The 26,985-nt window shown below is 62.8% G+C and carries 30 protein-coding genes; 27 read left to right on the top strand and 3 right to left on the bottom strand.

Translation table 11 applies throughout. From position 1 onward, the window contains the following. Window positions 1-20: 20 nt before the first annotated feature. Both ACUJB0_RS25170 and ACUJB0_RS25165 read right to left on the bottom strand, forming a co-directional pair. Window positions 21-1,139 (bottom strand): hypothetical protein, encoded by a 1,119-nt coding sequence (locus tag ACUJB0_RS25170; RefSeq protein WP_444847614.1) that lies wholly within the window; start codon window positions 1,137-1,139, stop codon window positions 21-23. Window positions 1,140-1,576: 437 nt separating this feature from the next. Next, the gene (locus ACUJB0_RS25165) at window positions 1,577-2,353 is read right to left on the bottom strand and encodes a DUF1845 domain-containing protein (RefSeq protein WP_444847613.1); all 777 of its coding nucleotides are present in this window, start codon (window positions 2,351-2,353) and stop codon (window positions 1,577-1,579) included. Window positions 2,354-2,861: 508 nt separating this feature from the next. Here ACUJB0_RS25165 and ACUJB0_RS25160 point away from each other — a divergent pair. From ACUJB0_RS25160 to ACUJB0_RS25150, 3 genes are all read left to right on the top strand, one after another. Further along, complete coding sequence (locus ACUJB0_RS25160) at window positions 2,862-3,419, top strand: hypothetical protein (RefSeq protein ID WP_444847612.1); 558 nt, start codon at window positions 2,862-2,864, stop codon at window positions 3,417-3,419. An 18-nt stretch (window positions 3,420-3,437) separates the two neighbouring features. After that, entirely contained in the window at window positions 3,438-4,436 is a 999-nt protein-coding gene (locus ACUJB0_RS25155) for a DUF7146 domain-containing protein (RefSeq protein ID WP_444847611.1), read from the top strand. A gap of 115 nt (window positions 4,437-4,551) precedes the next feature. After that, the gene (locus ACUJB0_RS25150; protein ID WP_444847610.1) at window positions 4,552-5,619 is read left to right on the top strand and encodes a DUF932 domain-containing protein; all 1,068 of its coding nucleotides are present in this window, start codon (window positions 4,552-4,554) and stop codon (window positions 5,617-5,619) included. A 50-nt stretch (window positions 5,620-5,669) separates the two neighbouring features. On the opposite strand, the gene ACUJB0_RS25145 is transcribed toward ACUJB0_RS25150, so the two are convergent. Then, window positions 5,670-6,371 carry a S24 family peptidase gene (locus tag ACUJB0_RS25145; protein WP_444847609.1) on the bottom strand — a complete coding sequence of 234 codons (702 nt, stop codon included), beginning with the start codon at window positions 6,369-6,371 and terminating at the stop codon, window positions 5,670-5,672. A 305-nt stretch (window positions 6,372-6,676) separates the two neighbouring features. Here ACUJB0_RS25145 and ACUJB0_RS25140 point away from each other — a divergent pair, with 305 nt between their 5' ends. The 24 genes from ACUJB0_RS25140 (at window position 6,677) to ACUJB0_RS25025 (ending at window position 26,980) form a co-directional block, all read left to right on the top strand. Then, window positions 6,677-7,015: a hypothetical protein gene (locus ACUJB0_RS25140; protein WP_444847608.1), complete on the top strand. Its 339-nt coding sequence runs from the start codon at window positions 6,677-6,679 to the stop codon at window positions 7,013-7,015. A gap of 10 nt (window positions 7,016-7,025) precedes the next feature. Further along, the gene (locus ACUJB0_RS25135) at window positions 7,026-7,685 is read left to right on the top strand and encodes a FlhC family transcriptional regulator (RefSeq protein ID WP_444847607.1); all 660 of its coding nucleotides are present in this window, start codon (window positions 7,026-7,028) and stop codon (window positions 7,683-7,685) included. A gap of 34 nt (window positions 7,686-7,719) precedes the next feature. Continuing rightward, the gene (mobH, locus tag ACUJB0_RS25130) at window positions 7,720-9,408 is read left to right on the top strand and encodes a MobH family relaxase (protein WP_444847606.1); all 1,689 of its coding nucleotides are present in this window, start codon (window positions 7,720-7,722) and stop codon (window positions 9,406-9,408) included. A gap of 6 nt (window positions 9,409-9,414) precedes the next feature. Further along, on the top strand, window positions 9,415-11,313 hold the full coding sequence (traD, locus tag ACUJB0_RS25125) for a conjugative transfer system coupling protein TraD (protein ID WP_444847605.1): 1,899 nt from the start codon (window positions 9,415-9,417) through the stop codon (window positions 11,311-11,313). Then, entirely contained in the window at window positions 11,310-11,933 is a 624-nt protein-coding gene (locus ACUJB0_RS25120; protein WP_444847604.1) for an IncC plasmid conjugative DNA transfer DtrJ family protein, read from the top strand. The genes traD and ACUJB0_RS25120 overlap by 4 nt, the downstream gene beginning before the upstream one ends. Before the next feature lie 116 nt (window positions 11,934-12,049). Next, entirely contained in the window at window positions 12,050-12,547 is a 498-nt protein-coding gene (locus ACUJB0_RS25115; protein ID WP_444847603.1) for a hypothetical protein, read from the top strand. 121 nt (window positions 12,548-12,668) lie between these two features. Next, window positions 12,669-13,202 (top strand): lytic transglycosylase domain-containing protein, encoded by a 534-nt coding sequence (locus ACUJB0_RS25110; protein WP_444847602.1) that lies wholly within the window; start codon window positions 12,669-12,671, stop codon window positions 13,200-13,202. Next, window positions 13,199-13,855 carry an OmpA family protein gene (locus ACUJB0_RS25105; RefSeq protein ID WP_444847601.1) on the top strand — a complete coding sequence of 219 codons (657 nt, stop codon included), beginning with the start codon at window positions 13,199-13,201 and terminating at the stop codon, window positions 13,853-13,855. Before ACUJB0_RS25110 ends, ACUJB0_RS25105 begins: the two co-directional genes overlap by 4 nt. Before the next feature lie 188 nt (window positions 13,856-14,043). Beyond that, window positions 14,044-14,403 (top strand): hypothetical protein, encoded by a 360-nt coding sequence (locus ACUJB0_RS25100; protein ID WP_444847600.1) that lies wholly within the window; start codon window positions 14,044-14,046, stop codon window positions 14,401-14,403. Window positions 14,404-14,424: 21 nt separating this feature from the next. After that, window positions 14,425-14,727 (top strand): type IV conjugative transfer system protein TraL, encoded by a 303-nt coding sequence (gene traL, locus ACUJB0_RS25095; protein WP_444847599.1) that lies wholly within the window; start codon window positions 14,425-14,427, stop codon window positions 14,725-14,727. Between the two features lie 13 nt (window positions 14,728-14,740). After that, window positions 14,741-15,346, top strand: coding sequence for a type IV conjugative transfer system protein TraE (gene traE, locus ACUJB0_RS25090; protein WP_444847598.1), 606 nt, complete (start codon window positions 14,741-14,743; stop codon window positions 15,344-15,346). Further along, complete coding sequence (locus ACUJB0_RS25085; protein ID WP_444847597.1) at window positions 15,297-16,100, top strand: type-F conjugative transfer system secretin TraK; 804 nt, start codon at window positions 15,297-15,299, stop codon at window positions 16,098-16,100. Before traE ends, ACUJB0_RS25085 begins: the two co-directional genes overlap by 50 nt. After that, a complete protein-coding gene (locus ACUJB0_RS25080) occupies window positions 16,097-17,425 on the top strand; it encodes a TraB/TrbI/VirB10 family type IV secretion system protein (protein ID WP_444847596.1) in 1,329 nt (442 codons plus the stop codon). The genes ACUJB0_RS25085 and ACUJB0_RS25080 overlap by 4 nt, the downstream gene beginning before the upstream one ends. Beyond that, entirely contained in the window at window positions 17,412-18,176 is a 765-nt protein-coding gene (locus tag ACUJB0_RS25075; RefSeq protein ID WP_444847595.1) for a DsbC family protein, read from the top strand. The genes ACUJB0_RS25080 and ACUJB0_RS25075 overlap by 14 nt, the downstream gene beginning before the upstream one ends. A 3-nt stretch (window positions 18,177-18,179) precedes the next feature. Next, window positions 18,180-18,740 (top strand): TraV family lipoprotein, encoded by a 561-nt coding sequence (locus tag ACUJB0_RS25070; RefSeq protein ID WP_444847594.1) that lies wholly within the window; start codon window positions 18,180-18,182, stop codon window positions 18,738-18,740. A 15-nt stretch (window positions 18,741-18,755) separates the two neighbouring features. Beyond that, entirely contained in the window at window positions 18,756-21,329 is a 2,574-nt protein-coding gene (gene traC, locus ACUJB0_RS25065) for a type IV secretion system protein TraC (RefSeq protein WP_444847593.1), read from the top strand. Further along, entirely contained in the window at window positions 21,326-21,679 is a 354-nt protein-coding gene (locus tag ACUJB0_RS25060) for a hypothetical protein (protein WP_444847592.1), read from the top strand. Before traC ends, ACUJB0_RS25060 begins: the two co-directional genes overlap by 4 nt. After that, on the top strand, window positions 21,676-22,197 hold the full coding sequence (gene traF / locus ACUJB0_RS25055; protein ID WP_444847591.1) for a conjugative transfer signal peptidase TraF: 522 nt from the start codon (window positions 21,676-21,678) through the stop codon (window positions 22,195-22,197). Before ACUJB0_RS25060 ends, traF begins: the two co-directional genes overlap by 4 nt. Before the next feature lie 26 nt (window positions 22,198-22,223). After that, window positions 22,224-22,880 carry a type-F conjugative transfer system protein TraW gene (gene traW, locus ACUJB0_RS25050; protein ID WP_444847590.1) on the top strand — a complete coding sequence of 219 codons (657 nt, stop codon included), beginning with the start codon at window positions 22,224-22,226 and terminating at the stop codon, window positions 22,878-22,880. Further along, window positions 22,877-23,887 (top strand): conjugal transfer pilus assembly protein TraU, encoded by a 1,011-nt coding sequence (gene traU / locus ACUJB0_RS25045; RefSeq protein WP_161085002.1) that lies wholly within the window; start codon window positions 22,877-22,879, stop codon window positions 23,885-23,887. The genes traW and traU overlap by 4 nt, the downstream gene beginning before the upstream one ends. Beyond that, a complete protein-coding gene (trbC, locus tag ACUJB0_RS25040) occupies window positions 23,874-24,512 on the top strand; it encodes a type-F conjugative transfer system pilin assembly protein TrbC (RefSeq protein ID WP_444847589.1) in 639 nt (212 codons plus the stop codon). Before traU ends, trbC begins: the two co-directional genes overlap by 14 nt. Before the next feature lies 1 nt (window position 24,513). Beyond that, window positions 24,514-25,824, top strand: a complete 1,311-nt coding sequence (traN, locus tag ACUJB0_RS25035; protein ID WP_444847588.1) for a conjugal transfer protein TraN — start codon at window positions 24,514-24,516, stop codon at window positions 25,822-25,824. After that, complete coding sequence (locus ACUJB0_RS25030; protein ID WP_444847587.1) at window positions 25,818-26,189, top strand: hypothetical protein; 372 nt, start codon at window positions 25,818-25,820, stop codon at window positions 26,187-26,189. Before traN ends, ACUJB0_RS25030 begins: the two co-directional genes overlap by 7 nt. Beyond that, complete coding sequence (locus tag ACUJB0_RS25025; RefSeq protein ID WP_444847586.1) at window positions 26,186-26,980, top strand: conjugal transfer protein TraF; 795 nt, start codon at window positions 26,186-26,188, stop codon at window positions 26,978-26,980. Before ACUJB0_RS25030 ends, ACUJB0_RS25025 begins: the two co-directional genes overlap by 4 nt. The last annotated feature ends 5 nt before the right edge of the window (window positions 26,981-26,985 follow it).

The raw sequence follows: 26,985 nt of genomic DNA, 5'->3' as shown, positions 1-26,985 counted from the left end.
CCAGTCGCCATTCAAGTGCTTCACGCCGACGCGAATTCCGCACCCGTATCAGGAACCATGTCGACGGCACTTGCACCGACCAGTTTGAGCACGGCGCCGTCCTCGAGCCGCCAAACACCCGCCGATTCCAGTACCGCGTTCCACAACGCCGCTAGCGTGATGACCACCGAACGCCCTTCGCCGCACTGTCCCGCCTTGCCCGTGATGACGGCGGTTGAAACCGGGTCGGCCGCCACGACATATTCGGACATGAAATCAGAAACCGGGAGCCCGATCCATGCGCAGGGAACGAACCCCGGGGCCAGTGCAAGCACCGCTTGGCGCAGTGCGGGCAGCGCCTCAAATAGGCCCGCCGAGAATGCAGTCCTGGCCGGCAGAGACTCGATGACTTCCTGCCCTGCGAGGTCGTACCGAACCTGAAGGTCACGCAGACGGCATCCTTCGACAAACACCAGTTCCGCCAAGATCAGTTGCATGAAGACGTCGGGCGCCGCAGCGAGGGCTTGGTAACGCGAACGCACGTAGGCCTCACGCACGCGGTGCTCCACCCAGGGCCAATATTCGCTGACATGCACCGGTCCTGTTTTCGGACGCCAAACCGAACGCGGATGCAGGGGATGCTCCTCTGTATCGTTTATGTTGTTGGCAACCACAAAACGGGGCGCCCATTCCCAGTTGATCGATTCCGTCACGGCGGCATGGCATAACGTCATCGTTGGCTCTTCCGCCTTCATCGAGCGAATGGTCGTCCACACGTCCAGCGGCGCTTGTCCTTCGGTGAAGTGCTCGAGAAGCGCCTCGGCCAAATGGCTGCGACAGACTTCGTACGTGGAAACGCCGCCATTCGTCAAACAATGGCTGACGTACCAAGCGCCAAACGGCTCGCAGACATTCTGCTCGACGGTGCCGCGCGGCCGACAACGCAAGCCATCGGCGGCGAGGATGGCTCTTTCCAGGCGTACCGCGAGGAGCACCAGCCTGGCCACATCGTCAACCAGTCTGCGCTCGTGCGGGCTATCGGCCACGAGCGCGGGGAAGTCGGGACATGCACGCATGCCCTTGTCGATAAACGCAGAAAACACCGCCATCGACATGAAAAACTCATCCGGGTCCGCCGGAATAGGGAAAATGGTAGTCATTTCGATCTCCTTAAAAAATGGTGGCTGCCGTTCGCTGCGCCGGGCAGGAGCGGCACACGCGTGCATCCTCCTAGCGGGCCAACGCCGAGAAGGCATATGGCCAGCTTGACGAACGCAGTGCGCGGAAACAGGGCCTATTCGGCCCGAGAGGAAAGAATGCTGGCTTGAGAACTAAATCGCCGGTATGCCAGCTACCGTGGGAATGCGCTTTCAACTCGCGGCGCATGCGACCGCGACGTGAAAGCACAAACACGAGGAGAACTCACGTGCGCAAGGTGCCGCACGATGCGGCTCCAGAATCGAAGGCTTGCCAAAAACCGCAGGGCCAGCTGCTGCTCAGTACAATCTAATACCTGCTTGTGCGATGACCAAACACCGAACGCTCGCCACCGGATGGGTTTTTACGCCAAAGCCACCGGCCGCGAACACCACCGTTTCTAAGCTCCGGCTAAAACCACGACGTCAGCGACTGTAGGCACGTCCGGTTCGACGACAGACAGTGGCGACCTGCCCGCGTGCGGTAACGTCGGGTCGCGCGCCGGCGCTGGCGCCCCATCTCCACGATCATCGGCCAAGGCATCCATAGTTTCTGTCTTGCGTGGCGTGGCGTTGATGCGCTTGTGCAGAGCAAACCTTGCCTCGCGGATGCTGCTGCCGATGGCGCGGACCGTGCGCTTCGCTCTGGCCTTGCGGGCGGTCATTTCCCCGTTGGGCATCGCCTCGTCGATCACCAGCGTTTCGAGAATCTGCATCAGCTGATCGACCTTGCCGATCAATTCAAGATAGTGACGGCCAAGCTTTGAGTGCACACGCGCGTCGATGACCAGGGGCGCGATATCGTAAGTGGCGAGATCGACGATGCCATTGCGTTGGCACAGCTGCTCGGCGTGTACCAGCGCCTCGTCGAGCACATTCCCGCTCTTCTCGATCATCTCATCGAGCTTGGCCACCACCTGCTCCACTTCACCGGCTGGCAGATTGATCGGCGCGATCACCACGATGAAATGCATGTTCAGCGCAGCCGAATTGAAAAACCGTAGAAAGAGCCGCTTGGCTTCCGGGCTGTGCAGCGTGGTGCGGATCTTTCGACTTGCCGACTCGACACGCCGGAAGTCCGCCTTGACCTCCCGCGCGAGCAACCTGACGTTGGTTTCGCCGTTGTCGTCATGAGTAGTGGAGAGACCGCTCTCCGGGGCGTTGCTGTGGTCAGTCATGTCATCCTCTCGCATGGTCGGCACTCCCCTCATATCTTCCAGCGGATCGCGCGCCAAGGCGACCTGAAATGAAGGGTGCCACGCTGCCTCATTTCCCATCAGCGCGCCACAACCCGGTCGAGCCCATGCGCGAGGGGAAGATGTTCGGAAAGCACAGTGAGCTCAGATATGGCGGACTGTAAAACCGGGCATTGACAATCTGCGTTTGCGCGTCTACTTTGATACCAGCAGCAGCTCGCCCTGCACGAATCGGCAAGCCCTTGATCCTCAACATCCGCGCAGCGACGCCAACGCATCGCTTCCCTGTCGTCCGCACGTGAGAATTTTCCTGCGGCGCGTTTTCCACGCGCCGCAAGAAGCATTTTCACGACGGTAGCTGGCAATCCGTCTTCCCGGCACGCCCGGGCACCAAGCCAGCCAATTCAACCCCGCCTTCGCGGTTTCACTTCAACCCTGCTTGGGACACGGCCCAGGTGGGCTGTCGTTCCGCCATTCGTGGGAGATCAACATGGAAACAAGTAGCTCATGGCATGAAGAATTTCAGAAAGAAGCGGCAGATCGCAATTGGCTGATGCCACTCGACGGCGATCGATGCGCCGCACATGCGGCGGATGTCCTCGGAAAACTGGGACCAGCCCAATTTGCGTCCGACTGGTCGGAAGAGGAGATTGTCCGGCTGCACTGGCGCCTGCTGGAACGGATCAAGCTGCTGCGCGATGTGAAAACGCCGCTGGAAGAAAAAATCGAAGTGCTGCGCTGGCTGTTTACCGACACGGAAAGGGACCTTCAGCCATTTTCGTTTGTCAGTTGCGTGCGCGTGGTGGGACTCAGCCCTCTGTCGCCGCTGTCATGCTATGTCGGGGTAGCCGACGCGGACCAAGTGCGGGACTGGATCCGGTGCCGCCTGAAGTGTTGGCTTCTCGAATCACTTACTGCCTATCCGATGTGGGTGCGTGAAGCCATCGTCGAGCAACCGGAGTGGATCGCGCTGCGGTTGGAGCGAAATCCCCAGTGGCTCAACGAGCAGATCCGGCGAAACCGCGCTGAGGGCGACCTGTTCGCGTAACGGCCATGGAGAACTACCATGGACCGAGACGAATACGAAAGTCGCTTCCGCGCAATGCGGGAACGCGCCCACGGCCGATGGAGCGAGATTTTGCGCCAGTCCGGTGTCGACAGCAATATCCTGAACCGTCGGAACCAGCCCTGCCCGATCAACGGCTGCGGCGGCACCGACCGATTCCAGTACACCGACAAATTCGGAGAGGGAAACTACATCTGTCGCCATTGCGGTGCCGGTGGCGGCTTCAAGCTGCTGCGGGCGGTGACCGGTTGGAATGCCGGCGATGCCCTGCGCCATATCGAGTGTTGCCTCGGCACGCTAAAGCCGCGACGCCCTGATCAACGGGCGCCGCAACTGAACCGGATGCGCGCACTTGCGAGTCGCATCTGGTCGGAGGCGTTGCCGATTGCGCCCCATGACAACGCGCATCGCTATCTGGCCGGACGCAAGCTTGACCTGGAGACCTATCCGGAGACGCTCAGGTGTCATCCCGCGCTGGGCTACTACGAGTCGACCGGCAATGGACGCTCGCGTCGCGTATGCGCCTATCCGGCGCTGCTGGCGAGGATCGATGACCAGGCGGGAGAACTGGTTTCCCTCCATCGCACATACCTTGACCATGGCGCGAAAGCTCCTGTGCCTGATCCGAAAAAAACGCTGTCGGGAGGCATCAATGGTGCCGCCATCCGGTTGGCGCCGGCGGCCGAGACGCTGAACGTGTGCGAAGGGTTGGAAAACGCCTTGGCCATTTTCAAGCGCGGCGAACGGGAGGCAGTGTGGTCCGGCATTTCAGCCGGCAATCTGCAACGGCTCTGGATCCCTCCGTGCGTGCGCGCCCTGCGCATCTACGCCGACAACGATGCCGACGGCGATTTCGCCGGCCAGGTCGCCGCCTTCGCGCTGGCCCGCGCTTCGCGCAGACGCGGCATGGACGTCAAGGTGTTCGTACCGAACAAAGCCGGCAGCGACTGGGCCGATGTCTGGTTTGCCCGCTCCGACCACCTGATCCGGGTGGCATGAACCCATTTTGTATCACGCCAGCCGCCAGGTCACAGGCGACTGGCGTCCGACCGCCGGTCCCAATCATGCAAGCCCGGACCGGCATTTCCATGTTTATTGACACTAGGAGAATGTGATGAAATCAGGACGCAACCTGCGTGACCTGGCGATCGAACTACGCCGCCAGATGCACGCCAAACAAGACCTGCTCGCACCGTCAAAGCTGCTACTGTGCGAAACGGCAGAAAGCGGCGCATGCGCTTTAACGCTTGCGATCGAAGGCGAACGCCGCTCCTACCGGGTGCGCGAGATTGCCCTCCACCAGATGGCCGAGAAACTGAAGATCCCGTTCGGCTACTTCGAACGGATGCGCAAGGAGCAGCCCGGTCTTTTCGACAGCAATGTCAACACCTGGCTGCAGGTGAACGGCGCGGAGAACCGTTTGATTCGAACGCTTGACGGCCGCGTGCGCGCATTCCTTTCCGACCGCTACCGGCGCCTGGACAACTACGATGTCGCGGAATTCGTGCTGCCCATTCTTGAGCGTCTGCCCGGCGCAGAGTTGGTGTCAGCCGAGCTCACCGAATCCCGCATGTATCTCAAGTATGTAAGCCGCCAGGTGCGCCGCGAAATCGCACCCGGCGACGTGGTGTGCGCCGGCGTTGTGGTCAGCAATTCGGAAGTCGGATGGGGCCACCTGACCGTTGAGCCCTTGCTGTTCCGGCTGGTATGCAGCAACGGCTTGATTGCCAACGAGCTTGTTCTGCGCAAGAAACACCTCGGGCGCACGCTCCAGATCCAGGATGAAGCCGTTGAACTGTATAAAGAAGACACCCTGCAAGCCGACGACAAGGCGATCCTGCTGAAAGTCCGCGACATGGTAGAGGCGGCAGTGTCCGAGGTGACGTTCCGGCTGATCACGGAGAAACTTCAACGGACGCTGGGCATCAAGCTCACAGGAGACCCCGTCAAGTCCGTGGAGGTGCTGACCAACCGGTTTGCATTGTCCGAGGATGAACGGTCCGGGGTGCTGCGCGGTCTGATCGAAGGCAGCGATTTGTCCGGATACGGCCTGGTGAACGCCGTGACAGGGTATTCGCAGCACGTTCAGGACTACGACCGCGCAACGGAACTGGAAGGCATCGGCGGAAAATTGCTGGCGCTGAGCACGCATGAATGGAGGGAGATCGCAGAACCGGCATAGCGCCAACCCTATCGCGCACAGAGTTTCTGTGCGCGATAGGGCGCGCCCTGCTAGAAGCGTTTGAGATCGAACGCCATGCAAACCTTGCCGAGGATCTGCAGCGCAGGTCCGGCCGCTGCAGCAGTATCCAAGATGCTCTCCCGATAGCGCTCATTGGCACAACGCAGCGAGAATGTTTGATCCGCCCTCATTTCAAGCAGGCGGACCATCGAAGTGCCTTGTAGCGTCAGAAAGTAGATGCCGTTCCCCATGAATTGCGAGACATTCGAATCTACCAGGAAAGGCATGCCGTCGCCGATCAACGGTGCCATGTCGTCGCCCTGCATCAGGTAGACGTCGTACCCCTGCGCCAGCCTGTCCATGTGAAAATCAAGTTGCCCCATCCAGTTCGCCGACGGCGCACTGGGCAACCAGCGGCGCAACGCCGGCTTGACACGCTCGCGTGGAAACGGGCGTCGCGCGCGAACCAGACCCAGTATCCAGTTGGCGTCGATCTCCAGTCTCAGACAGAGAATCGCCAGCGAGCGCAGATCCGGAAGGCCGGGCGACTTCTGCGACAGCCAGCGCATCACGGATTGCGGCGCGCGGCCGGTCTCCGCGCTGAGGAAGCGCACACGCCCTCCGGCAGGGATGCCGCTGCTGTCGAGTTCGGCGAGCAAGCGCTCCCGCAGTCCCGGCTTGAGGTCAGGTTCGCCATCGTCAACGATGGTCGCGTTGCTGGCCTCTCGTCCCATCTGGTCTTGCTGGCCCATCTCCTGTCCTCCGCCGATCCGATCACACAACAAGTGCTAATCCGTGGTCACCGAGATTGCAGCATTCTCGCCCCTTTGTCTGCAAGATATACACGAAGCCGCAGTACAAATAAATTCAACAATTCGCAAAGCTGTTAGCAATTGCTGTTGACGGGTTCTGACGCCATGACATAGGCTAACTTAACGCACCAAACGACGTAAGCACCACGATCAAAGCATACGCGCTCAATGCGTTACCCGCCACACCAGTTCCACCGCGCAGTTCACTTACCCGGCGTGACCGGCAGGAATTTCAGGAGCAATACATGGATAAACTCGTACACTTTTCCGACGTGCAGTATGTGAATTTCAATTTGCTGATGGCGATACACGCCAATGTGCAGCGCGACCCCATCGCTGCGGCGTACCAGTTTCACCTTTCCCCTCAGCAGCTCGACAAGCTCGCCGTCGTTTCTTTGGGCGAACTGGAGTCACTGGCCGCCAGCATGCGCAATGAATGTCTGTTCGCGCCACGGGCCAATCTGGAGCAACTGCTCGAAGCGCCGCCGGGACTGACGATCGCGCTCTCTGCGGTCAGCAGCGCCCCCCAGGACAAAGGGAGCAATACATTGGTAGAGCGGCGCGCATGTCGGGCCGCGCAATAGGAGTACAGTCATGGCCCGCGCCTACATCGAGCGGCATATCCACACGCTGACCCTGGCGCATGCTTGCTTCCAACTCGGCGCCAGAATGCGAACCACCTCCCACATCACCGGCATGTCGCACGCAGAACTGTGCAAATTTTATCTGCCCGGCGAGAACGCATTTCACGCTGGGCGGCTACCGGCCTCGCCGGATTGGCTGATGGCGAAGACAAACTGCCTCGACCGCGCCGAGCTCTCGGTGTTCGCCGCCATCCTCCAGCGCGTCCTGGCACAGGGCATCGCTCCTGGCGACGCGCTGATTGGCGCCTACAGGCTCTATGCGGGCAGTTGCGCCGTCCAGCCACGCGTGTCGTTCGACCGGGCATTCGATGTGGCCTGTCACCTGAAGGGCATCTGGACGCACCGGACCGCCAGTATCGCACTGTACGCGTGTCCCCGCTGCGGCTCATACAATCTGTCGAGCATAGGCGACGAGAAACTGCTCAATCGCGGATGTGTTTTTTGCCGGTTACTAGCGCGTTACGAAAAGGACCCACGGGTCCGCGCGGGCTTTCCCAAGCGGCGCAGGCCCGGGTCGTCTTCGCGCGCCGGCGGACTTCCCCGCATGCTCGCTGGCGCGTACGGAAGCGAATCCACGACCGCGATATCGAGTCTGCGGCCGGAGATTTGACAGGCACAATCGACGAGACAATTCGGAGACCACGATGCATTTCTCATTCCTTCGCAGGGTGGCCAAGGACGGTGACCAAGGCCAACCGATGAGCGCCCCTGGGCGCACATCGGCTGGCATGGCGGCACCGCCAAGCGACAAGGAAGGTGCCCCGTTCTATCCCCAGTCGCGTGCAGACCTGCTGGAAGCGGGCGAGGAGATCATCAGACGCATCCGGCTGTGTTACGGACGGGAGCCGCAGCAGTTTGAACGGGATATCACGGCCATCGTCGAGCGTTATGCGGACTTCGTCAACGCCCTGCCAGCGACGGCCAGCAATTACTACAGCTATTCCGGCGGCCTGTTCCGGCTCGGACTGGATACCGCCTTCTTTGCGCTGCAGGCGACCGATGCGCAGATCTTCGAAGGAAGGGGATCCATCACACGGCGGCGCCACCTTGAGCCGCGATGGCGCCATGCCACCTTCATCGCCGGTCTCTGTACAGCGCTGCAGCCGGCACTCAACGCCATCACGGTGACGGCACAGAATGGCGATTACTGGCCCAGCTATTTACAGCCGCTGTCGACGTGGCTGCAACGCCGCCCCGGCGACCAGTTCCATCTAATCTGGCGCACGCCTTCGACCATGGACGGGCTACAGAACCTGTATGCCTTGCCTCACATTATTCCGCCATCGACGATGGAATACCTGGCAGAACGCAACGACGTGATCCTGCCCAACATGCTGGCTACGCTGGCGCGCTTGCCGATCTCGACGCCGCCCGCGACCATGGCCGCGCTGGTGCGGCGTGCAGCCGCGCTCGCGATCGCGAAGGATCTGCGACGCATGGCGTCGGTCCAGGGCTACATATTGCAGGGGGACCATCTCGGCCGGCTCTTGATTGATATCATGCATGATCTGGTGCACACCATCGCCAGCTGGATCCCCAATTCCGAGAAGTCGCGGGTATGGCATGGGCAGGATGGCACCTTCGTAATCTGGCCGGGCGGCTATCAGGACATCGCCACGCATGCGGATCACGAACGCCTCCAGGGCCTGCCACAAGAGGCGGAGAGCGCGGCCTCGGCGCTGGAACATGCCGGCATGATCACGCGGGGTCCGGAAGGCCCGCTATGGTCGCTACAGCCGCCCGGTACAAAAGCGGCGGTGAGCGGCGTCAAACTCGCCGTCCCGGAACTGGTGCTCGGCATCCAACTGGCCACTTGCACGCCGTTGCCACCTCTGTGTGTCCTGCCCCATCCCACAAATAAACCGGAGCCAAGATCTGCGCCCGCTACCCCGCCTGCACCGCAGGGGACGACGACTGCTCCCTCGCAGTTGGAATTGCGCCTCACCGAACAGCTGCCGGCCCAACCCTGCGCAACGCCTCCGGACACGCCGGATGTCCAATCAACGATCGCGCCATCGTTGGTCAATTGCGTGCGCCTACCGGCCGATGTCGCAGACGCATTGCGGCGTGCAATCGCCGGTCTTTCCGAGCAACCAAGCGCCGTCTGCGCCCAACTACTCAAGGAGGGCGTTCTGGTACCGCTGCAAGTGTTCACGTCCGCCGGCCTCGACACCAAGATGGTGGTCCGGCGCCTGCGCGATGTGGGCATGCTGGTCATCGGCACATCAGGAAGCGCTATCCGGACGACCAAGATCGACGGCGTCGCCGTGCAGGGGCTGCTACTGAAACGCCAGCACGTCAGCGGCCTACCGTCGGCCGATCGCCCCCGGTAGTTCACCATGCTCGCCCGTACCTATGAGACGCCATGGCGTACCGCATACGAGCTCTATGCATGTGGCGGTTGGCTCACCAGCGCATGCGCGGTGTTGGCCGCAACGCCGGCGCACATACCGTCTGCGCTGGGCGCCGTGTCCACAGCGGCGATGGCGATGTTGGCGACCTGGCGCTTTTCCCAGAGCTTGGCCATCCTCGAACGCCGAGCGGCGCTCTCTGGGCGCGCCATGGCGCGCATCAAACTGCGCAAATTTGACACGTTGACCGCCGCACCGGATCGGGTCTTCATCGGCTACGGCTTCGAATGGCGTCCGGAACACTCTCAGCGCCTGTACGAACTGTGCAAGGTCGACTACCGGCAATATCGGGTCGCTCCGGCGCTCGTTCGGTTGTTGGGCTACGAACTGAATCATCAGCCGGACGATGAGATCGGCATGCCCTATATCCACGGCGTGGAACCGATTGAACGGCCTATGTACCGGCCGCTGCAGAACCTGGAGGGCGGCACCTTGGTGGCCGGCACCACGCAAGCGGGCAAAGGCGTAATGTTGAGCTGGTTGATCACGCAGGCGGTCAAGCGTGGCGACGTGGTGATCATTCTCGATCCAAAGAATTCAAAGCGCCTGCGGCGGATCGTTGAACGCGCCTGCAAGGAGTATCGAGGCGACGACACTTTTCTCTGGTTCCATCCTGCATTCCCGGAAGCGGGCGTACGCATCGATTTCACTTTTAACTGGCAAAAGCCAACCGAGATCGCGTCGCGCATCCAGGCGATCCTACCGCCCGACACGGCGGGCGCCTTTTCCGCCTTTGGCTGGGACGCCATCAACGTGGTGGTGCAAGGCCTGGTGGACCTGGAGGAAAGACCCAACCTGCTCAAGCTCACCCGCTATATCGAGGGCGGCATCGAACCGGTGCTGGAGGAGACGCTGCGCCGCCTGATGATCCACTTGCACGGGCCGAACTGGCGCCAGATGGCGGACTTCAAGCAACTACTTGAGAAGGCGTCCAAAGGCCATTACAGAGCTCCATCGCAGGTGGCCACGCTCGAATTGCTGGGATTGGTTGAATTCTACGAGCGCCACGTCCCAGTGGCCCGGCGAGAGAAGGTGATCGATTCCCAGTTGCGGGTGTTCCGGCACAACCGCGAACACTATCAAAAAATTACCGCCAACCTGTTGCCGATCTTGTCGATGCTGACGTCCGGGGACCTCGGGCGCACGCTGTCGCCCGATCCGCTGGATGCGGACGACCAGCGCCCGATCATGAATTTCGAGAAAATCGAGCGCGCCGGTCATGTGCTCTACATGTGCCTGGACTCCCTGCCCGATTCCGCAGTGGCGTCAGCCATCGGTGCCCTGGCCTTGGCCGACTTGGCTGCGCGGGCCGGCATGCTGTACAACCTGGGCCATTACCGCCGGGTTGCCCTGTTCGTCGACGAAGTATCCAATGTCATCAATACGCCGCTGATCGAGATCCTTAACAAGGGCGCCGAGGGCGGCATCTTTACCACCGTCGCCCTGCAGACGCTGGCCGACCTGGCGCAGCGTCTCGGGAGCGAAAACGCGGCGCGCATGGCGCTCGGGAACCTAAACAATGTCTTCGCGTTTCGCACCAAGGACCGGCTGACCCAGGACTTCATTGTCGAGACCTTCGGCAAGACCGGCATCCATAGCCTGCGGATCGGCCATACCGACGCCGCCGACGCCCATGTCGGTGATTTCACAGCGACCACCTCCGCCCAGATTTCCGAGACGCTCGAGGAGCGCATCCCCTCGGACATACTAGGGAAACTGCCTAATCTGCAGTATTTCGCTTCCGTGTCCGGCGGACGCCTGATGAAAGGCCGTCTGACGCTGCTCGACACGGAACAAGGCACTGTCCCCGGCGAGCGTGCGGCATGATTCGCTATCTCGCCATCCTGTTGGCGGCCAGCCTGGCATGCCTGGTTCTCTGGCTGCCGGCAGAACACTCCGCGACGCAGTTTTATCAGGCGGCACGCAGCGATCACGCCGCCTGTAGCGCGCTATGGGGCGCCTCCTACGCAACCACGGCCCTCAGTTCAGCCCTCGCTGCGGCGGCCATGAAACGTCCCGCTTCCACGCCGTCCGTCTCTGCGCCTGGTCCAACCGGACCGGCAGAGCGCCGTCTCGCCGGCCAAATGCAGGACATCGCGAGCCGTTTCTATGGCATGCCCTATATGCGATCCGTGGAAGCGATGACCACCCTGGCCTGCTACCGTCTCGCCACGATGCTTTACCTCGCGCCGGGCTTGGCTCTGCTACTCATCCCCGCACTGCTGGACGCCGCGATGCGCCGCATCATCCGCACGCATGAATTCCGCCGTCATGATCCCGAGCGCTACGCCTTCGGCATAGCCGGCGCGATGCTAGCGTCCGGTGCGCTGCTGGCCACCTGCACCTTGCCAGTGCCCATGCCGCCGCAACTTCCCGCCACCGCGATGCTTCTGGCCATCTATTGTCTCCACGTGGCGGTGGCAAATTTCCACCATAGCGGCAACTGACGGTTTCGGCGCTAATCGGAAATGAGGCCGGTTTTGACAGGGTATTTCGGGCCGCGTTTCGCAGCGCCGACGAATAACATGAATCCCATGACTAAACCGCGAACCACCCGACCAACATGGATACCAATCGCCAACCGCCGCAATTCGGAGCCGCACAGACCGTCCGCTCCGGCGCAGGTCAGCCTGCGCAAGCATTCAGCCCCACCGTGACGACGCTGGTGTGGATGAATGAATTCGACCGCATCGAGCGCCTGTACCACGATGCGGCCAATCAAGCACCAAGATTCCGGACTCCCGACCTGATCAGCGCCTGCGTAACGCTCGTCTTCTCCGACGAGGGGGCGGCCGACAAGGTTTTCCGCCACATCCACACGTGCCTGTTGCTGCAGGACCTGAATACGCCGCGCCATGCGGCTGCCATCTGGCGCCCACAGTATGAGCTGTTGCTTGCATTGCAGCGTTCATCGCGCAATCGCCACCCGAACCCACACTTTAATCTCGACCATTTTACGACCGCCTGCGTGCACCTGGCATTGGCGCACGAGAATGCCAAATGCCAGGTGTTCGCCCATGCGCGACAGAACACCGCGCGGCGTGCTGGCCCGATCACGTAAAAGGCATGCCGCCGGCCGGCGCCGACCAGAACATACCGTTCATGCGATGGCCCACCCGACTCACCCACACCCCGCCACGGCGGGTCAACGGCACCTGTGCCGCAAGTTAAGGTAGAACGCCATGCGCCTACTGTTCGCCCTCTTTCTGATCGTGTCATCGCCGGCCACGCTGGCCTCGGATGCCTGCTGGCAGCAGGCCGCGCTCGAGAGCGGCACGACGATTGAACTGCTCCAGGCCATCGCATGGACCGAATCATCGATGCAGTCACATGCCGTCAACGTGGCACACGAACGTGTCACTGGCACCCGTGACGTCGGTCTGGTGGGCGTCAATACCGCTCCTGGGGTACTGCTGCGGCTCGGCCTGTCCGAAGCCGATCTGCTGGACCCATGCACTAACTTGCGCGCCGGGGCGCGCATCCTGAGGGAGAAGTTTGACCGCTATGGGGTGACGTGGGAAGCCGTCGGCGCGTACAACGCGTCGTGCACGCGCCTGAAGGGACCGGCATGCCAGGCTGCGCGTACTGCCTACGCCTGGCGCGTGTACCGGGCGATGCACGGCCGTCGGCGCGTCAGCGAACAGGGACGCGGCAGCCGACTGCGCCCGGACGGCGTCCCTTTCGAACCAATAACCCAGTTCGTGAGCCTGCAATGAGCCAGTCCCATTTTCTTCCCATATTCGCGTCGCTGTGTTTGATCGCCACGACGGCGTGCACAACTGCGACACGCCAGGATGCACCGTCCGCTCCCGCGCACCGCACCGCGCAGGAACGCTATACGGTAACGCAGCTCGGCTTTGGCGAAACCGCACATTTCGGCCTTTGCCTGCCGCCGGCATGTCCACAGGCCACGCCCAAGCATGCGGCCTCCTCGGACGCGGCAAAGCAGGATAACGCCGACGCTGCCATTGCGCGCAGAGATCACGCCGACAATACGATTCAGCCACATGGTGCTGCCCCGGTCACGGCACTCAGTGTCTACTTCGAAGCGGGCCGGTCGCTCCTCGACGCCGCGTCGCGCCGCGCCATCGATGCCCTCGTGGCCGGCCTGTCCGTGCGCAGCCTGAAAATAGCAGCCCGCACCGATTCGACCGGCACGCCAGCACAAAATGATCGCGTGGCGCGTGACCGGGCGACGGCGGTTGCGCGCTACTTACGGACGCAGCTGGGACTATCGGGTGTGCCGGTCGACGTCGATGCCAGGCCATTGTGCTGCTATGTCGCGACCAATGCCGACGCCGACGGCCGGCGCCTGAACCGGCGTGTGGATATCGCATTGGTTGGTGCACACCGCACGGGGGCACCATGACGGCCGCACTCCTTCCCCTCTCCAACGCAGCGCTGCCCTGTGCGCAGGCGCACTTTCGCCACAGCTCGCGTGCCACGCGCGTCGCGCTGCGTGATCTCGAACGCGCACGGGGTCCTCCTCGGGAGCAACCCAGCACAGCGTCTCCGCTCTCCCGTCTTTCGTCATTGTCGTCCCAACAGGAGTTTTTCATGAGCACATTGAATGTCGTCACACCCGGCCAGCCAGCTCGGGCCAGGCCCGCATCCCGCCGGCAGCCCGCCGCAGGCATCATCCTGGCCGTTTTGTCGGTCGTCGTCGTCGGCCCGACGCTTGCCATCGACCTGGAGAAATTCTCGGGCATCACCGGGCCGTTGCTGTCCGCCCTGACCCAATTGTCTTCCCTAACACCTGGCCTCAAGGGCATCATCGGCTTCATCTCGTTCTGTGTCGCCTTTATTTCCCTTGCCGCGCTGCGCAATATGGGGCCAATTCTCTTCTTTATCGGCGTCATGATATTCGGCGCCGTTGGCCTGCTGGTCGGCGGCGCAATCATGGGCGTGGTCATCTAGCGCTACGAGAAAGGGACAGCCATGAACTTCGACGACACCTATATTCCGCGCCGCCTCGACGACCAGTGGAAGATCGGGCTGTGGGACATCGACGTGGCTGCTCCCGTATTATTTTTTTCCTATCTCGGCTGGATCGCCGGCACCCGGCTGGCCTTTTGCCTTTGTCTGGCCTGCGGCATCTATCTGAGCCGCAAACTGAGCAAGCTGAAGGCGGACAAGCACGAAGCCTTCGCGCTGCATTGGATGCACTGGATGCTGCCGGCCTTCCCGTTGACGTTTCTGCGCGAGACCCCGCCGCCCCGCATACAGCGGATGGTCGGTTAAATGGAGCGGCATCATGCTAAACGACGACTACGAGGCAACACTCACGGATCTGCGGCGCGCCATCCTCGGCCGGTCGATAATCATCGGCACGCTCGCCGTCGCGCTGCTGGTGCTGGCGACATGCCTGTACAGAATCATCGGCACCGAACGAATCATCGTGACGCCCCCCAGTGTCAACGCCACGTTCTGGTGCCAGGGCGACCAGTGCGGTAGCGCCTACCTTGAACAAATGGGCGGCTACGTCGCCTGGCTGATCCTGGATGTGGCACCGACGTCCATTGAGTGGAAAAAAAGCGCGTTGCTCGGCTTCGTCGCCGCCAACACCGTGGGCGCGCTGAAGGAGCGACAGGAACTGGAGGCTGACCGTCTTAAACGCCTGAACGCGAGCACCTACTTCCTGCTCCAGCAACTGACGCCCGATGAGGAAAAGCAGACCGTCAGGATGGTCGGCCTGCTGCATACGCAAATCAATGGCCATGACACGCCGCCGGTAACCAAAACATACGAGGCCGCCTTCGTCCACACGGGCGGCAAGACACATTTGGCTGGTTTTACGGAGATCAAACAAAATGGACAAGCAAGCTTGGCAGGCGGGGTTGCTGCTGCTGGCGGCCGCTAGCATCGATTGCCGCGCCGCGCAGCCTCAGCGCAAGGAGGTGCGCGACGGTCTGACCGTCGAAGCCATCGTGTCGGAGCGGGAGGCGACGCGCATACGCGTCGAGGATGGCATGATCACGGGAGTGGTGGGCAAGATCCAATCATCCACCGGCTGCATGGGCCCTGACGGCCCGATGCCGGCACCCCAGCCTGCGATACAGCCACTCAGTCCGACCGCCGAGGCATCGATCACTTGCGACCTTTCCAAGGGCGAGATATACCTGAGTCCTCTCGGCCAGGGAAAAAAACCGATTAACCTTTTCATCTCGACCGGCCGTGCCACCTATACGCTGGTACTACACAAGGACGACCGGCCTTCCGAGACCATCGTCCTGTTCGACCCATCGGCGCCGAGGATCGACGGCCACAAGGGCGACGCGCGGCCGAGGCAGGCCGGGCACGTGAAAGGCATCAAGACGATGCTGAAAGCCATGCTGGCAAGCCGCACGCCGGACGACCTACTGGCCGAGGATGTCGACGTCCCCCTGCGCCTATGGCAGGAGGCTTCGCTGAGGCTGGTGCGCACCTATCGAGGCCGAGGCTTCGTTGGCGAACGCTACCATTTGACCAATACCAGCGGCGTTCCCATGACGCTAACGGAGCAGGAATTCGACCGCGACGGTGAAGGCGTGGTTGCCGTCGCCATTGATCAGCTCAATTTACGCCCGGGCGACGCCACCTGGGTGTATGTCATTCGCCGCGGAGGACAGCCATGAACGCGCTGTCCCGCCTGCGTCTGGCGTACGACACCATGCCGCACCGTCGCCGGCAGTATCTGAACCTGGGCGCTGTGCTGGTCGCAGGCAGTGGCGCCCTCTGGTTCGTGTTCTCGCTGGGCCAGACCCAGCCCGTCGCCGAACGGGCGAGCAAGGCCGGCAAGTCGGCGCCGATCAACCTCGGCATCCAGGTGCCGGGAGAGGTCGATCCTCGCGAGGCATGGCTCGGCACAGCCGGCAGGGAGGTCGCGCAACTGAAAGCGGACGTCGAATCTCAGCAGCGCAAGGAGACGGAACGCCGGGCCACCGAAGACGCATTGATGCGCCGCCTCGCCGAGCTGGAACAACGCGGCGCCGCCGGTGCCGCTCAGCCGGCGCCCCAACCGGCAATAATTTCGACACCGCCCCAGCCAACGGGGCCGGTCGTGGCGGCATCCAGCCAGTCCGGCGGCTACCCACCCGCCTCGCCCATGGCGATGCCATCCGCCTCCGCGGCGGCGGCTGGAGAAGACATGCGCGGGCCGGCAGCCGGCGCCGAGGCTCCGATCGTGCGGATCAGCTTGGCCCCCGGCAACGGCAAACCTGCTCCGCGCGCAGCGTCGCCCGAGCCACCTGCCGCCATCCCGCGCGACGATAAGGAAGCCGCCGCGACCAGCTACCTGCCGGTCAGCTTCACCTCCGGCCTGCTGCTGGGTGGAATCGACGCACCGACCGGGGGGCAGGCGCAAAGCAATCCTCTACCGATCCTGGTGCGCTTAACCGACAACGCCGTGCTGCCGAACCGCTACCGGGCCGAAGTCAAGGATTGCTTTGTCGTGGCGGCGGGCTGGGGCGACATCAGCTCGGAGCGCGTCTACGCGCGCACGGCCACACTCTCATGCGTGCGGCACGACGGCACCACGCTTGAAATGCCGATCCAGGGGAATCTGTACGGGGAAGACGGCAAGCTGGGCCTGCGTGGCCGTCTGGTCACCAAACAGGGCCAGTTGCTGGCCAACGCGCTGCGCGCCGGCATCGTCAGCGGCATCGGACAGGGTTTCGCACAAGGTGGGACGACTTTTACCAACTCGCCCTTCGGTACCCTTGCCACCAGTTCCGGCGGCACCGGCGAGCAAGTCCGGCGCGGCGTGGCCGGTGGCGTCGGCCGGGCGCTGGACAACCTGGCCAACTACTACATCCGGCTCGCCGAACAGACATTTCCGGTCGTCGAGGTCGACGCAGGGAGGATGGTGGAGGTCGCCATCACCAAGGGCAGCAGCATGCCCATGGCGGGCGGACGTGTCGATACACCGGACAAGGATGAGGGATATCATGATGAAGACTAGCGTTGTGCCGCCAATGTTGGCGCTCGCCCTCGTACTGCCCGTCTGCCACGGCGCACAGCAGGATACGTTGCTATCCACGCTGAAACACGTTTACCCGAACACCACGTTCGACGCCGTGCGGCGCTCGGAGATACCTGGCCTCTACGAGGTCCGGATGGGCAGCAACGTCGCCTACGTCTCCGCATCGCGGCCACGTTACTTCCTGTTCGGCCACCTGTATGACGCCAGCGCCGGCAAGGACTTGACGGAGTCCCGCCGCGCGACGCCCAGCATCCCCGCCCCGCACTCCGGCGTCCCGCAAACTACCGACACGGCCACGTTGCCGCTGGCCGACGCCATCAAATCCACCAGCGGCACGGGCGAGAAGATACTGGTGGTGTTCACCGATCCGGCCTGCCCCTATTGTCAGCGCCTCGACGCCGAACTGGCCAAGCTGCCCGACACCACGGTCTACAACTTCATGCTGCCCTTCCTGGGCGAGGCGTTGCCGCAGGCAGTGTGGTGCGCGTCGGATCGCCAGCTCGCTTGGCAGGCCGCGTTGCGCGGGCAGTTGTCAGCCGGCGGCACAGCGCCATGCGCGAATCCGATCGCGCGCAACAGGGCGCTGGCGACGCGCCTTGGCGTCGTGGGGACACCCACCCTGATCTTTCCATCGGGAGAACGACTGGAGGGCTTCGCGACGGCGGACGACATTGCGCCGCATTTCGCTACACATGCCATCGCCACCGCAACCGCAACCGGAAAGGAATAAAACATGAACACGCGCTGCCCATCCGCCATTTTTTTCGCGCTGCTTGCCGGCTGTGGCGACATGTCCGGCCTCGGGGGAAGCACTCAGTTCGCGTGCAAAGCGCCGGTGGGCGTGCATTGCGAATCGCTGTCGGCGACGTACTACAACTCGCTGGCCGACAACCTGCCCGCGCAGCGCCCCGTTCCGCCGCCTGTCGGCAGGCCCGGGGCCGGGACTGGTAGTCCGGCCGCCGCCGCGCTTCGCACGGCGGCGCCGCCGAACACGGGCTACGCCCCGACAGCATTGCGCGCTCCCGGCCGGGAGATGCGCGTCTGGATCAAGGCCTGGCAGGACGACGACAAGGACCTGGTCGACCAGTCGTATGTCTACCTGGTGGTCAGCGAAGGTGAATGGCGTGTGGCCCATGTGCAGCGGCAAGAGCGCAATGCGTTTGCCCGGCTGGCCGAGCCGCAATCTCCAAAACAGCCGAATGGCGATCCAACGGCCCAGGAAAATCCAGCCATACCTGCCGTAGCCCCCTCCCCGGCGCTGGTCAACCGGCCGGCCGATCCATCCGACAAATAGCGAAGGTTGAGGACCATGTTCGATTTCCTGCACAGGCCATTACACAACATACCCCAGGCCGCACAGGCTCTGCGTGCCTGCGTGGGGCTCCCTCCGGCCGATGATGCCGCCCCAGATCGATTCGCGACCTGGCTGCCCTATCTTGCGTTCATGGAGAACGAAGAGCTGTTCAGGTTAAAGGGAAAACGGCTGGGCTTTGCGCTTGAGGCGTTGCCACAATCCGGCGCGGACCAGTCAATGGTCGAGGTGCTGGGCAGCCTGTACGCAAACTGCAAGCCGGGTACCGGCATCCAGTTCCATCTCTTTGCATCGCCGCACGTCAGCGAACAGTTGCTGGAGTACGCCAACCTGCGGCCGGAGGATGCGGATCAGTTCGCGAAATCACGCGAGGCCGGGCGGCCGGTGCGCAATGAGAACCTGCACCGGCGCCTAGTCCGCCATCGCTTTGCCCACATGCAGAAAGGCGCCCAGCAATCGCTCACCAGCGGCTACCACTGCGGCGTGCGAGACTTCCGTCTGCTCATCAGCGTCAACGCGGCCGGTACGCCAGACGACCGCGCACTGTGCGACGACCTGCTTTTCGTGCGCGACGCGATGTCGGCAACGCTCAAGGCCGCGTCTATGCCCAACCGAGTCTGCAACGCCGACGACTTGATCAACTGGTGCGCCACGCTCACCAACCCGGACCGGATTTTCCAACGCCGCGCAGAACTACAATGCCACGACGAGGGCCGCGAGATCCGGGACCAGATTGTGGACTTCGACACCGTGCAAGACCCGCTTCCCGACCGACTGCGCTTTTCCAAGCCGGGTGGCGGCGAAACCATGGACGCCTGTTTTTTCTCAGTAAAGTCCTATCCCAAGAGCTTTCCGTTGTGGCGCATGGGATCGCTGATCGGCGATCTGATGCAGCCCGCCCTGCAGTTCGATTGTCCGTTCCTGATCACGCTGGGTGTGCATGTCCTCGACGCTAATACCGTGCGCACCGCGATCACGGGCAACCATGTGCGCGCGACCCAGAATGCCGAAAGCAAGCTCGCCAAGATCATGCCCGACGCCGAGCGCAAGCGGCAGGACTGGAGCGCGGCCGCCGACGCCAGCGACGAGGGTGGCACACTGGTCTCTATGTACCATCAGCTTGCGCTGTTCGCCCGCCCACAACACATGACCTCGGCCAGCGAAACAGCCAAGGCGATCTGGCGCGCCCGTGGCTTTACGCTCAACGGCGATGTCTATATGCACCGCCAGGCGTTGCTGGCCAGCCTGCCCATGACGCTCTCCCCAGCTTTTCATGGCGACCTCAAGAGAATGCGGCGCGTGTCACGCAAGCTTCTGCCCAACGCCATCCATCTCGCCCCACTGATCGCAGAATGGCGAGGGACAGCCACTCCCGTATTGATCGGCACCGGCCGCCGCGGGCAACTGGTGACGCTCGACCTCTACGACAATGAGCAGGGCAACTTCAATGCCGCCATTGCAGGCACCTCGGGTTCCGGAAAGTCCACCCTGCTGCAGGAAATGGCGGCTGCGTACCTTTCCATCGGCGCCAACGTGAACGTCCTCGACTTGGGACGCTCCTTCGAAAAGCTCTGTAGGAAATCGAATGGTTCTTTCATCGATTTTGGGCCGGATTCGGCACCCAACCTCAACCCCTTTACACGCGTACTCGACATTCATGAGGACATGGACATGCTGGTGCCGGCTATCGCCAAAATGTGCTCGCGAACCCGCTCTCTGGACGAGGTCCAGTATAAGGCCATTTCCAAGACCATCTTGACGTTGTGGTCACAATATGGCCAGGACATGACGATCACCGCCATCCGCGACAGGCTCGTCTCCGGCACCATTTCCGACCTAGGGCTCAAACACGACCAGCGGCTACGGGATCTGGCCGTGATGCTGAACCCCTTCGCGCGCGGAGGGCAATACGAGCGCTTCTTCGAAGGCCGTAACAATATCGACTTCGACAACCCGCTGGTGGTCTTCGAAACCGAATGGCTCAAGCGCAAGCCTGACCTGCAGGTCGTCGCGACCATCCTGCTGCTTTACCAGATCACGGGACAGATGTTCCTGACGCGCCACTTCAAGAAACTCCTGATTGTGGATGAACTCAAACAGCAACTGGCCGACACCGGCCAGGACGACCCTATCCTCGCCGCCGTGCTGGAGGAAACGTCGCGGCGCGCCCGCAAGCACGGTGGCGGGCTGCTGACCGGGACCCAGGATGGCGACGACTACTATAGTTCGATCCAGATGGAGGCCGCGTTCAAATGCGCCGACTGGATATTCCTACTCCGGCAAAAACCCGAATCGATCAACCTGCTCGCCGAGAAGAAGCGTCTCTTCATTGACGAAGCCAAGAAGCGCTTGCTCAACTCGTTGCACAAGCAAGACGGCGTCTATTCGGAGATGTACGTGTCGTCGCCGGTCGGCGAAGGCATCATGCGGCTGGTGCTCGATCCCGCCACGCACCTGCTCTACTCGAACAAACTGGAAGACAACAAACCGATCGACGCACTGCGCGAACAGGGGTTGTCCATCGACGAGGCGATTGCGCGGGTGCTCGAACAACGGGGAATACTGGCATGAAAGCACTCGCGCTCAACGCCCTACTGGCGACCATCGTCTGTATCGCGGGTCTGGCCGCCTACGACTGGATAATCGCGCGCCCGTACCGCACGGTAGGGGTGGTCGATTCGGTCGCCGTATTCCACCTCGAAGAAGAGCGTCTGGCAAGCCAGATGGCCAGGGACATGTCGGCCGAGCAGCGCGACCGGTTGGCCTCACAGGCACGGGCGTTCGCGCGTGAGTTCCCCCGCGCGCTAGAGCAAGTCGCCATCAACTGCGGCTGCCTCGTCGTCGAGCGCAGCGCCGTCATCGGCACGCCTCCCCACATGGTGGACCTGACACCCGAACTCAAACGGAGAATGCAATTATGATCGCGTCCTACTTCGCGCATCTGCGCCAGACATGGTATGTCTATTTGATCCTGGCGGCTATCTGGATAGCCGCGCTCGTGCGGGTCCTGGTCGATCCGACCCCATGGCTGCCCATACTCTTCAACGTAACACCTAGTCTTCCCTACAAGGTGGTCGCCATCGATTACGGCGCGAAGGATCCGCACCGCGGAGACTACATCGTCTATGCCTTTGAAGGAGACGCGGTGCGCTACTTCCCCGGCCTGCGCCGCCAGCCACTGTTCAAACAGGTCACGGGCGTTGCGGGCGATGTCGTCACGGTGTCGGAGCGCCACGTGTATATCAATGGCAGGGACGTCGGCTATGCGAAGACCCATACCGTCACACGCCTGCCGCTGCAGCCGATCGCCCCGACGGTGATCCCGCCCGGCTACTTCTATGTCGCGGGCCAGAGTCCCGACAGCTTCGACTCGCGTTACGCGATCAGCGGCCTGGTGGCGCGGCGCCAGATCGTCGGCCGCGTGACCCCTATACTGTGAGGTGCGTCATGCCTGTGCCGACACCTATGACCATGTTTTCCCCAGCGGCAGCGCGCAGCCACTTCCGCACCGCCATGTGCTGGGTGCTTGCCGCCGCGCCGGCATTGTGTCTGGGCGCCGACATCGGCAACCTGGGGCCGACGTATCCCGTCCAGGAACAGAACCTGCTGGCGATGATTGAACAACGCCTGCTCGCGCGCGCCGAATCCGGCGAGATGTCGCGACTGATGGAACAGGCGGCGGCGACGGCGCGTGCCACCGTCGCCTCGCCTACTCCGGTGGCAGGCCTGGCCGCCTGCTCCAAGGCGCGCAGCTTCTACTTCGACCCGTCGATGATGCTGGCGGAGAACGTCTTCGATGGGACAGGCCGCTTGATGTTCGCGGCGGGAACCCGCAAAAATCCGCTGGACGTCATCACCCTGTCCCGCGCACTGTTATTTTTTGATGCCCGCGACGCGCGGCAGCGCGGCCAGGCGCAACGCATGCTGCGCGAGCATGGTCCGCGCTTGAAGCTGATTCTAACCGGCGGGTCCTACCTCGATCTGATGCGCCAATGGCGCATGCCGATCTATTACGATCAGCAGGGACTGCTGACACGCCGCCTCGGCATCCGGCAAGTTCCGGCCCTGGTGACGCAGGAAGGCCTGCGACTTCGCATCGATGAAATGGAGGTGTCACCATGAAAACGATGGCGGCATTACTGGCCTGGTACGCGCTCATCGCGATGCCTGCGGCGGCAGATCCAGCCAAGTTGCCAACGACCTGCGTCGGCAAGTTCGCCAATCCGGTCACGGACATCTGCTGGAGTTGCATCCTGCCGATTTCTCTCGGTGCGGTCACTACGGCCAATCTGGGCGGGCAGGAAGACACGGACAACCCGTCGGACCCGGTCTGCAGTTGCGGCGTCAATCCGGTGATCGGCCTGTCCATCGGTTTCTGGGAACCGGCACGCCACGTCGAGGTGGTGCGCAAACCCTTTTGCCTGGTGTCGCTCGGGGGATTGGACCTCGATCCGGGCATCGGCGCGCCGGAGGCGGCGCGCACGCCGGAAGCAAGCGGAGACGCCAGTGGCTTTTACCAGGCGCACTTTTACGTCAACCCGGTGATGTACTGGCTCAAGGTGGTCGCCGACTTCCCTTGCCTCGAACGCGGCAGCTTTGACCTGGCCTACCTGACGGAGGTCGATCCCCTCTGGAACGACGACGAGCTGACGCTGATCCTGAACCCGGAAGCGGTCCTATTCGCCAATCCGGTGGCCCTGGCTGCATGCGCGGCCGATTGCGTGGCGGCGACCATTGGATTCCCAAGGCCGGAACTATTCTGGTGTGCCGGGTGCCAGGGAGCATTGCTGCCACTGGACGGCAATACCCGCGTGCACATGGGTGGCGTGCGCACCGCCGAATTGATGGCCCAGCGCCTCACCGCGAAGATGCACCGGGAGCTGCTGGCGTGGGGCTGGCACGGGAAGAAGGGGCTGTGCGGTCCGTATTTCCTGCCGGTGATGGACAAGACCGCCTACAAGACACAGTTGACCTACCCCATACCCAGCACAGACAAGACGGCCGGCAAATGCTGCCAACCGTTTGGCCGGACGACAACGCTTTGGGGCGCCGGCAAGGAATATCCCGTCCAAGGCGAGGATTTCGCCTTCATGCTCTTTCGGAAAAGGAACTGCTGTGTGGGCTACTAAACGCCGCGCGCGCCGGGCGCGCAACCTGCTTGTGTTGGGACTTGCCGCGCTCTGCGCGCAATGCGGCCTGCGCTGTGCGTGCGCACAAACCGCGACGGCCGGAACGCCCAGGCTGGACAGACTGCCCATTCCCGCCACCAGCAGCCCGGCCGATATCGCCGCCATCGCCGGTGGCTACGAGGCCCGGATCAAGGCGCGCGGCACCGGCAATCAGCCCTCCAGCCGCCTGTTGATCATGGTGAGTTTCTCGATGCCGCGTGCGTCCCTCACCCGGCTCGCGGACCAGGCCAAGCGCTGTGGCGGCGTGCTGGTATTGAACGGGCTGAAGGATGGCTCCCTACCGGCGACGGCGCAGGCCATCCACCAGACATTCGGCCAGCCAGGGGCGCCGCTGCAGATCGATCCCCGCCTCTTCTCGCGCTACGCGGTCAATGTCGTGCCGACCTTCATACTAAGGGCAAGCGATGGCGACGAGCAGCCCTGCCTCATTGGTGCCTGTCCTGCCGCCGGCTACGCCAAGGCAAGCGGGGACGTCTCGCTGGACTACGCGCTGGAGCAAATCGCCAACGCGCAACCGGTGTGGCGCCCAGCTGCCCGCTCCATCCTGCGCCTGCTGGAGAAATGACATGCGCCGCCTGATCGTCCTCGTCAGTGTGGCCGCCCTGGTGTCGGGCCAATGTGCAACGGCGGCCGGACAAGTCGATGACCTAGCCGCAGCCCGGGCTGCAAACGCCTATGCGCACGGCCAAGTGAACGCAACCAACGCCAGCGCGGCGGTACCCGGCTATACCGACAAGCCGCCCCAGGCGGCGTACTACGGCGGCTCCGACCTAAAGGCCTTGGCCGAAACACGGCGCCTGCAGTGCGCTCTGCTGCCGAACGACCCCGTCTGCCAAGCACAAGTCGCGGCCAATGCGGTGGCGAATGGTCCACGCCCGACAATAGCGGCCTCTGATCCACTGGTCGCGTCGGCGGCGGCGATCGCTCGCAATCCGTTTGGCGTCGCCAGCAACCTGGCGGACTTCTACAGCGGATGCTCAACGGCCGGCGTGTGCAGTCCCGGCGTCTTCTGTCTCGGCGAGCGCTGCTTCGACACCACGAACAAGAACGATCCGGACTTCGCGCAAGCCATGACGTACATGGAAGCGGCGCGCGAGGCCGGCGTCTATCTCGATCCGGCAACCATACGGGTCTTTTCCGGCGAGGACAACCGCTGCAGGAATCGGACCTTAAAGAACTGCTGCTATGCCGACGGTGCCGGCGCGGGCTTTACCAACCAGTCGCTGTTCGGCGCCGGCTCGCGCCTTGTATATGACGTCCTCATGAACGCCGACAACAGAAGCTTCATCAAGCAGGGACTCGGTGCCCTGTACACCAGCGCCGGCTTCTCCGGCAGCTTCACCAGTTATGGCGTCACGGTCGCCGTCAACGGCACGGCGCTGCCGGCCGGTTCGGTGACGCTCTTTAGCAGCGACAGCATCGCCATCGCGGTCGATCCCTACACACTCGCGATCGCGGTGATCATCTACGTCGTCCTGTCGATGATGTCGTGCAGCCCGGAGGAAGGCAAGCTAGCCATGAAGGAAGGCGCAAAGCTGTGCCATCCGATAGGCACCTGGTGCTCCAACTGCATCCGCATCCTTGGGAAATGCGTGACCTGCATCGAGCACACCACCTCCAAATGCTGTTTCAATTCGGAGCTGGCGCGCCTGGTCAATGAACAGGGCCGTGCGCAACTGGGCATCGGCTGGGGCGAAGCAGAGCGGCCGCAATGCCAAGGCTTCACCGTGGCCCAACTTCAGGAGCTCGACTTCTCGAGGATGGACCTGACCGAGTTCTACGCCTCTATCGTACCCGCGCTGCCGGATCTCGCCGCGCTGCGCGCCTCGAACAGCGTGCGTGCAGGTGCTTGCTATTTCGGAGGCGGAAAATGCTGATCATTGCATTCGCTGCCCTGCTCCAGGCCACCGGCGATTCCACCGTGCCGCGCAAAGCCGTCGTCAATCCACGCGAATTGATGATCGAAGCCATCGACGCGCCGGACGGTAGCGCCCACGGCATGCTGACAGGTGAAATGGCCGACGCGCTCAAACGCGGCTGCGGCACAACCGCTCCCCTGCGCATCGACGTCACGACGTTGAAGCGCTATCGGCAGGAAGGCTGTCGGCGGCTGAATGTGGCATTTTCACAGGACGACGTGCGCTCGCCGGGCGCGCCGGGCGGCGGTCCGCGTCGCATCGATTTCGGCATCGACTATTGCCGCGATGGCCGTCCTCCATCTTCCCGTGCGGAGGCCGAATGATGAAGCGCATCCTTGCCCTGCCCGTGCTCCTGGTCTGTCTTGTTCCTGCCAGTGGCCAGCAGCTTACCCATCTTCCGGCGGACGATCCACGCCGGGGCTGGCATTTCTATGACGACGCGCCCGTGCCGGCGCCATCTCCATCGCGAACGGCCACCGGCATCAAAGACGAGCAGCCGGAGATCATCCGCTACAAGGCGCTGCAGAAGGCCGTGGAAGAAGCCCGCATCGTCGCCATCATGGCGCCGACGGTCGATAACGTCCACGCCTATCTGCAACTTGAGGCGCGCATCCTGAGCGACGCGTCGCGTTTCTCGGATGTCGCGAAACGCGTGGCATGGATGTCGCCGGAGCTCGATCCCAGCGCGCAGGCCAGGCCTTCGGCGACCTTTGCGGTAGACATCTATGAACGTCAGCAGATGGCGGAACGGCGCACACAGCTCGCTGTCCTGGCGCGTGAACACATCGTGCTGTTCTTCTTCCGCAGCGACTGCCCATATTGCCATGCCTTCGCCCCGGTCCTGAAGGCATTCGAACAGCGGTATGGTTTGCAGGTGTCCGCCATCAGCACCGACGGCGGCACGCTGCCGGAATTCCCTTCCCCGCGTGGCGACAACGGCATCGCGCTAGCACTCAAGGTCCAGCAGGTACCCGCGCTGTTTCTGGCCCATCCATCGAGCGGCCGGATCGTTCCGCTTGGCTTCGGCGTCATGTCGGAAAACGAGCTGATCGAACGCGTCATCACCACCGCCACGCCGCAGCCTGTCTCGGCGCTTACCGCCGCTAACAAATAGGAGGC

Source organism: Duganella caerulea, from assembly GCF_040362985.1.
Taxonomy (GTDB): Bacteria; Pseudomonadota; Gammaproteobacteria; order Burkholderiales; family Burkholderiaceae_D; genus Rugamonas; species Rugamonas vulcania.
The sequence above is the reverse complement of the archived record's forward strand: the minus strand, read 5'-3'. Positions and strand labels throughout refer to the sequence as shown.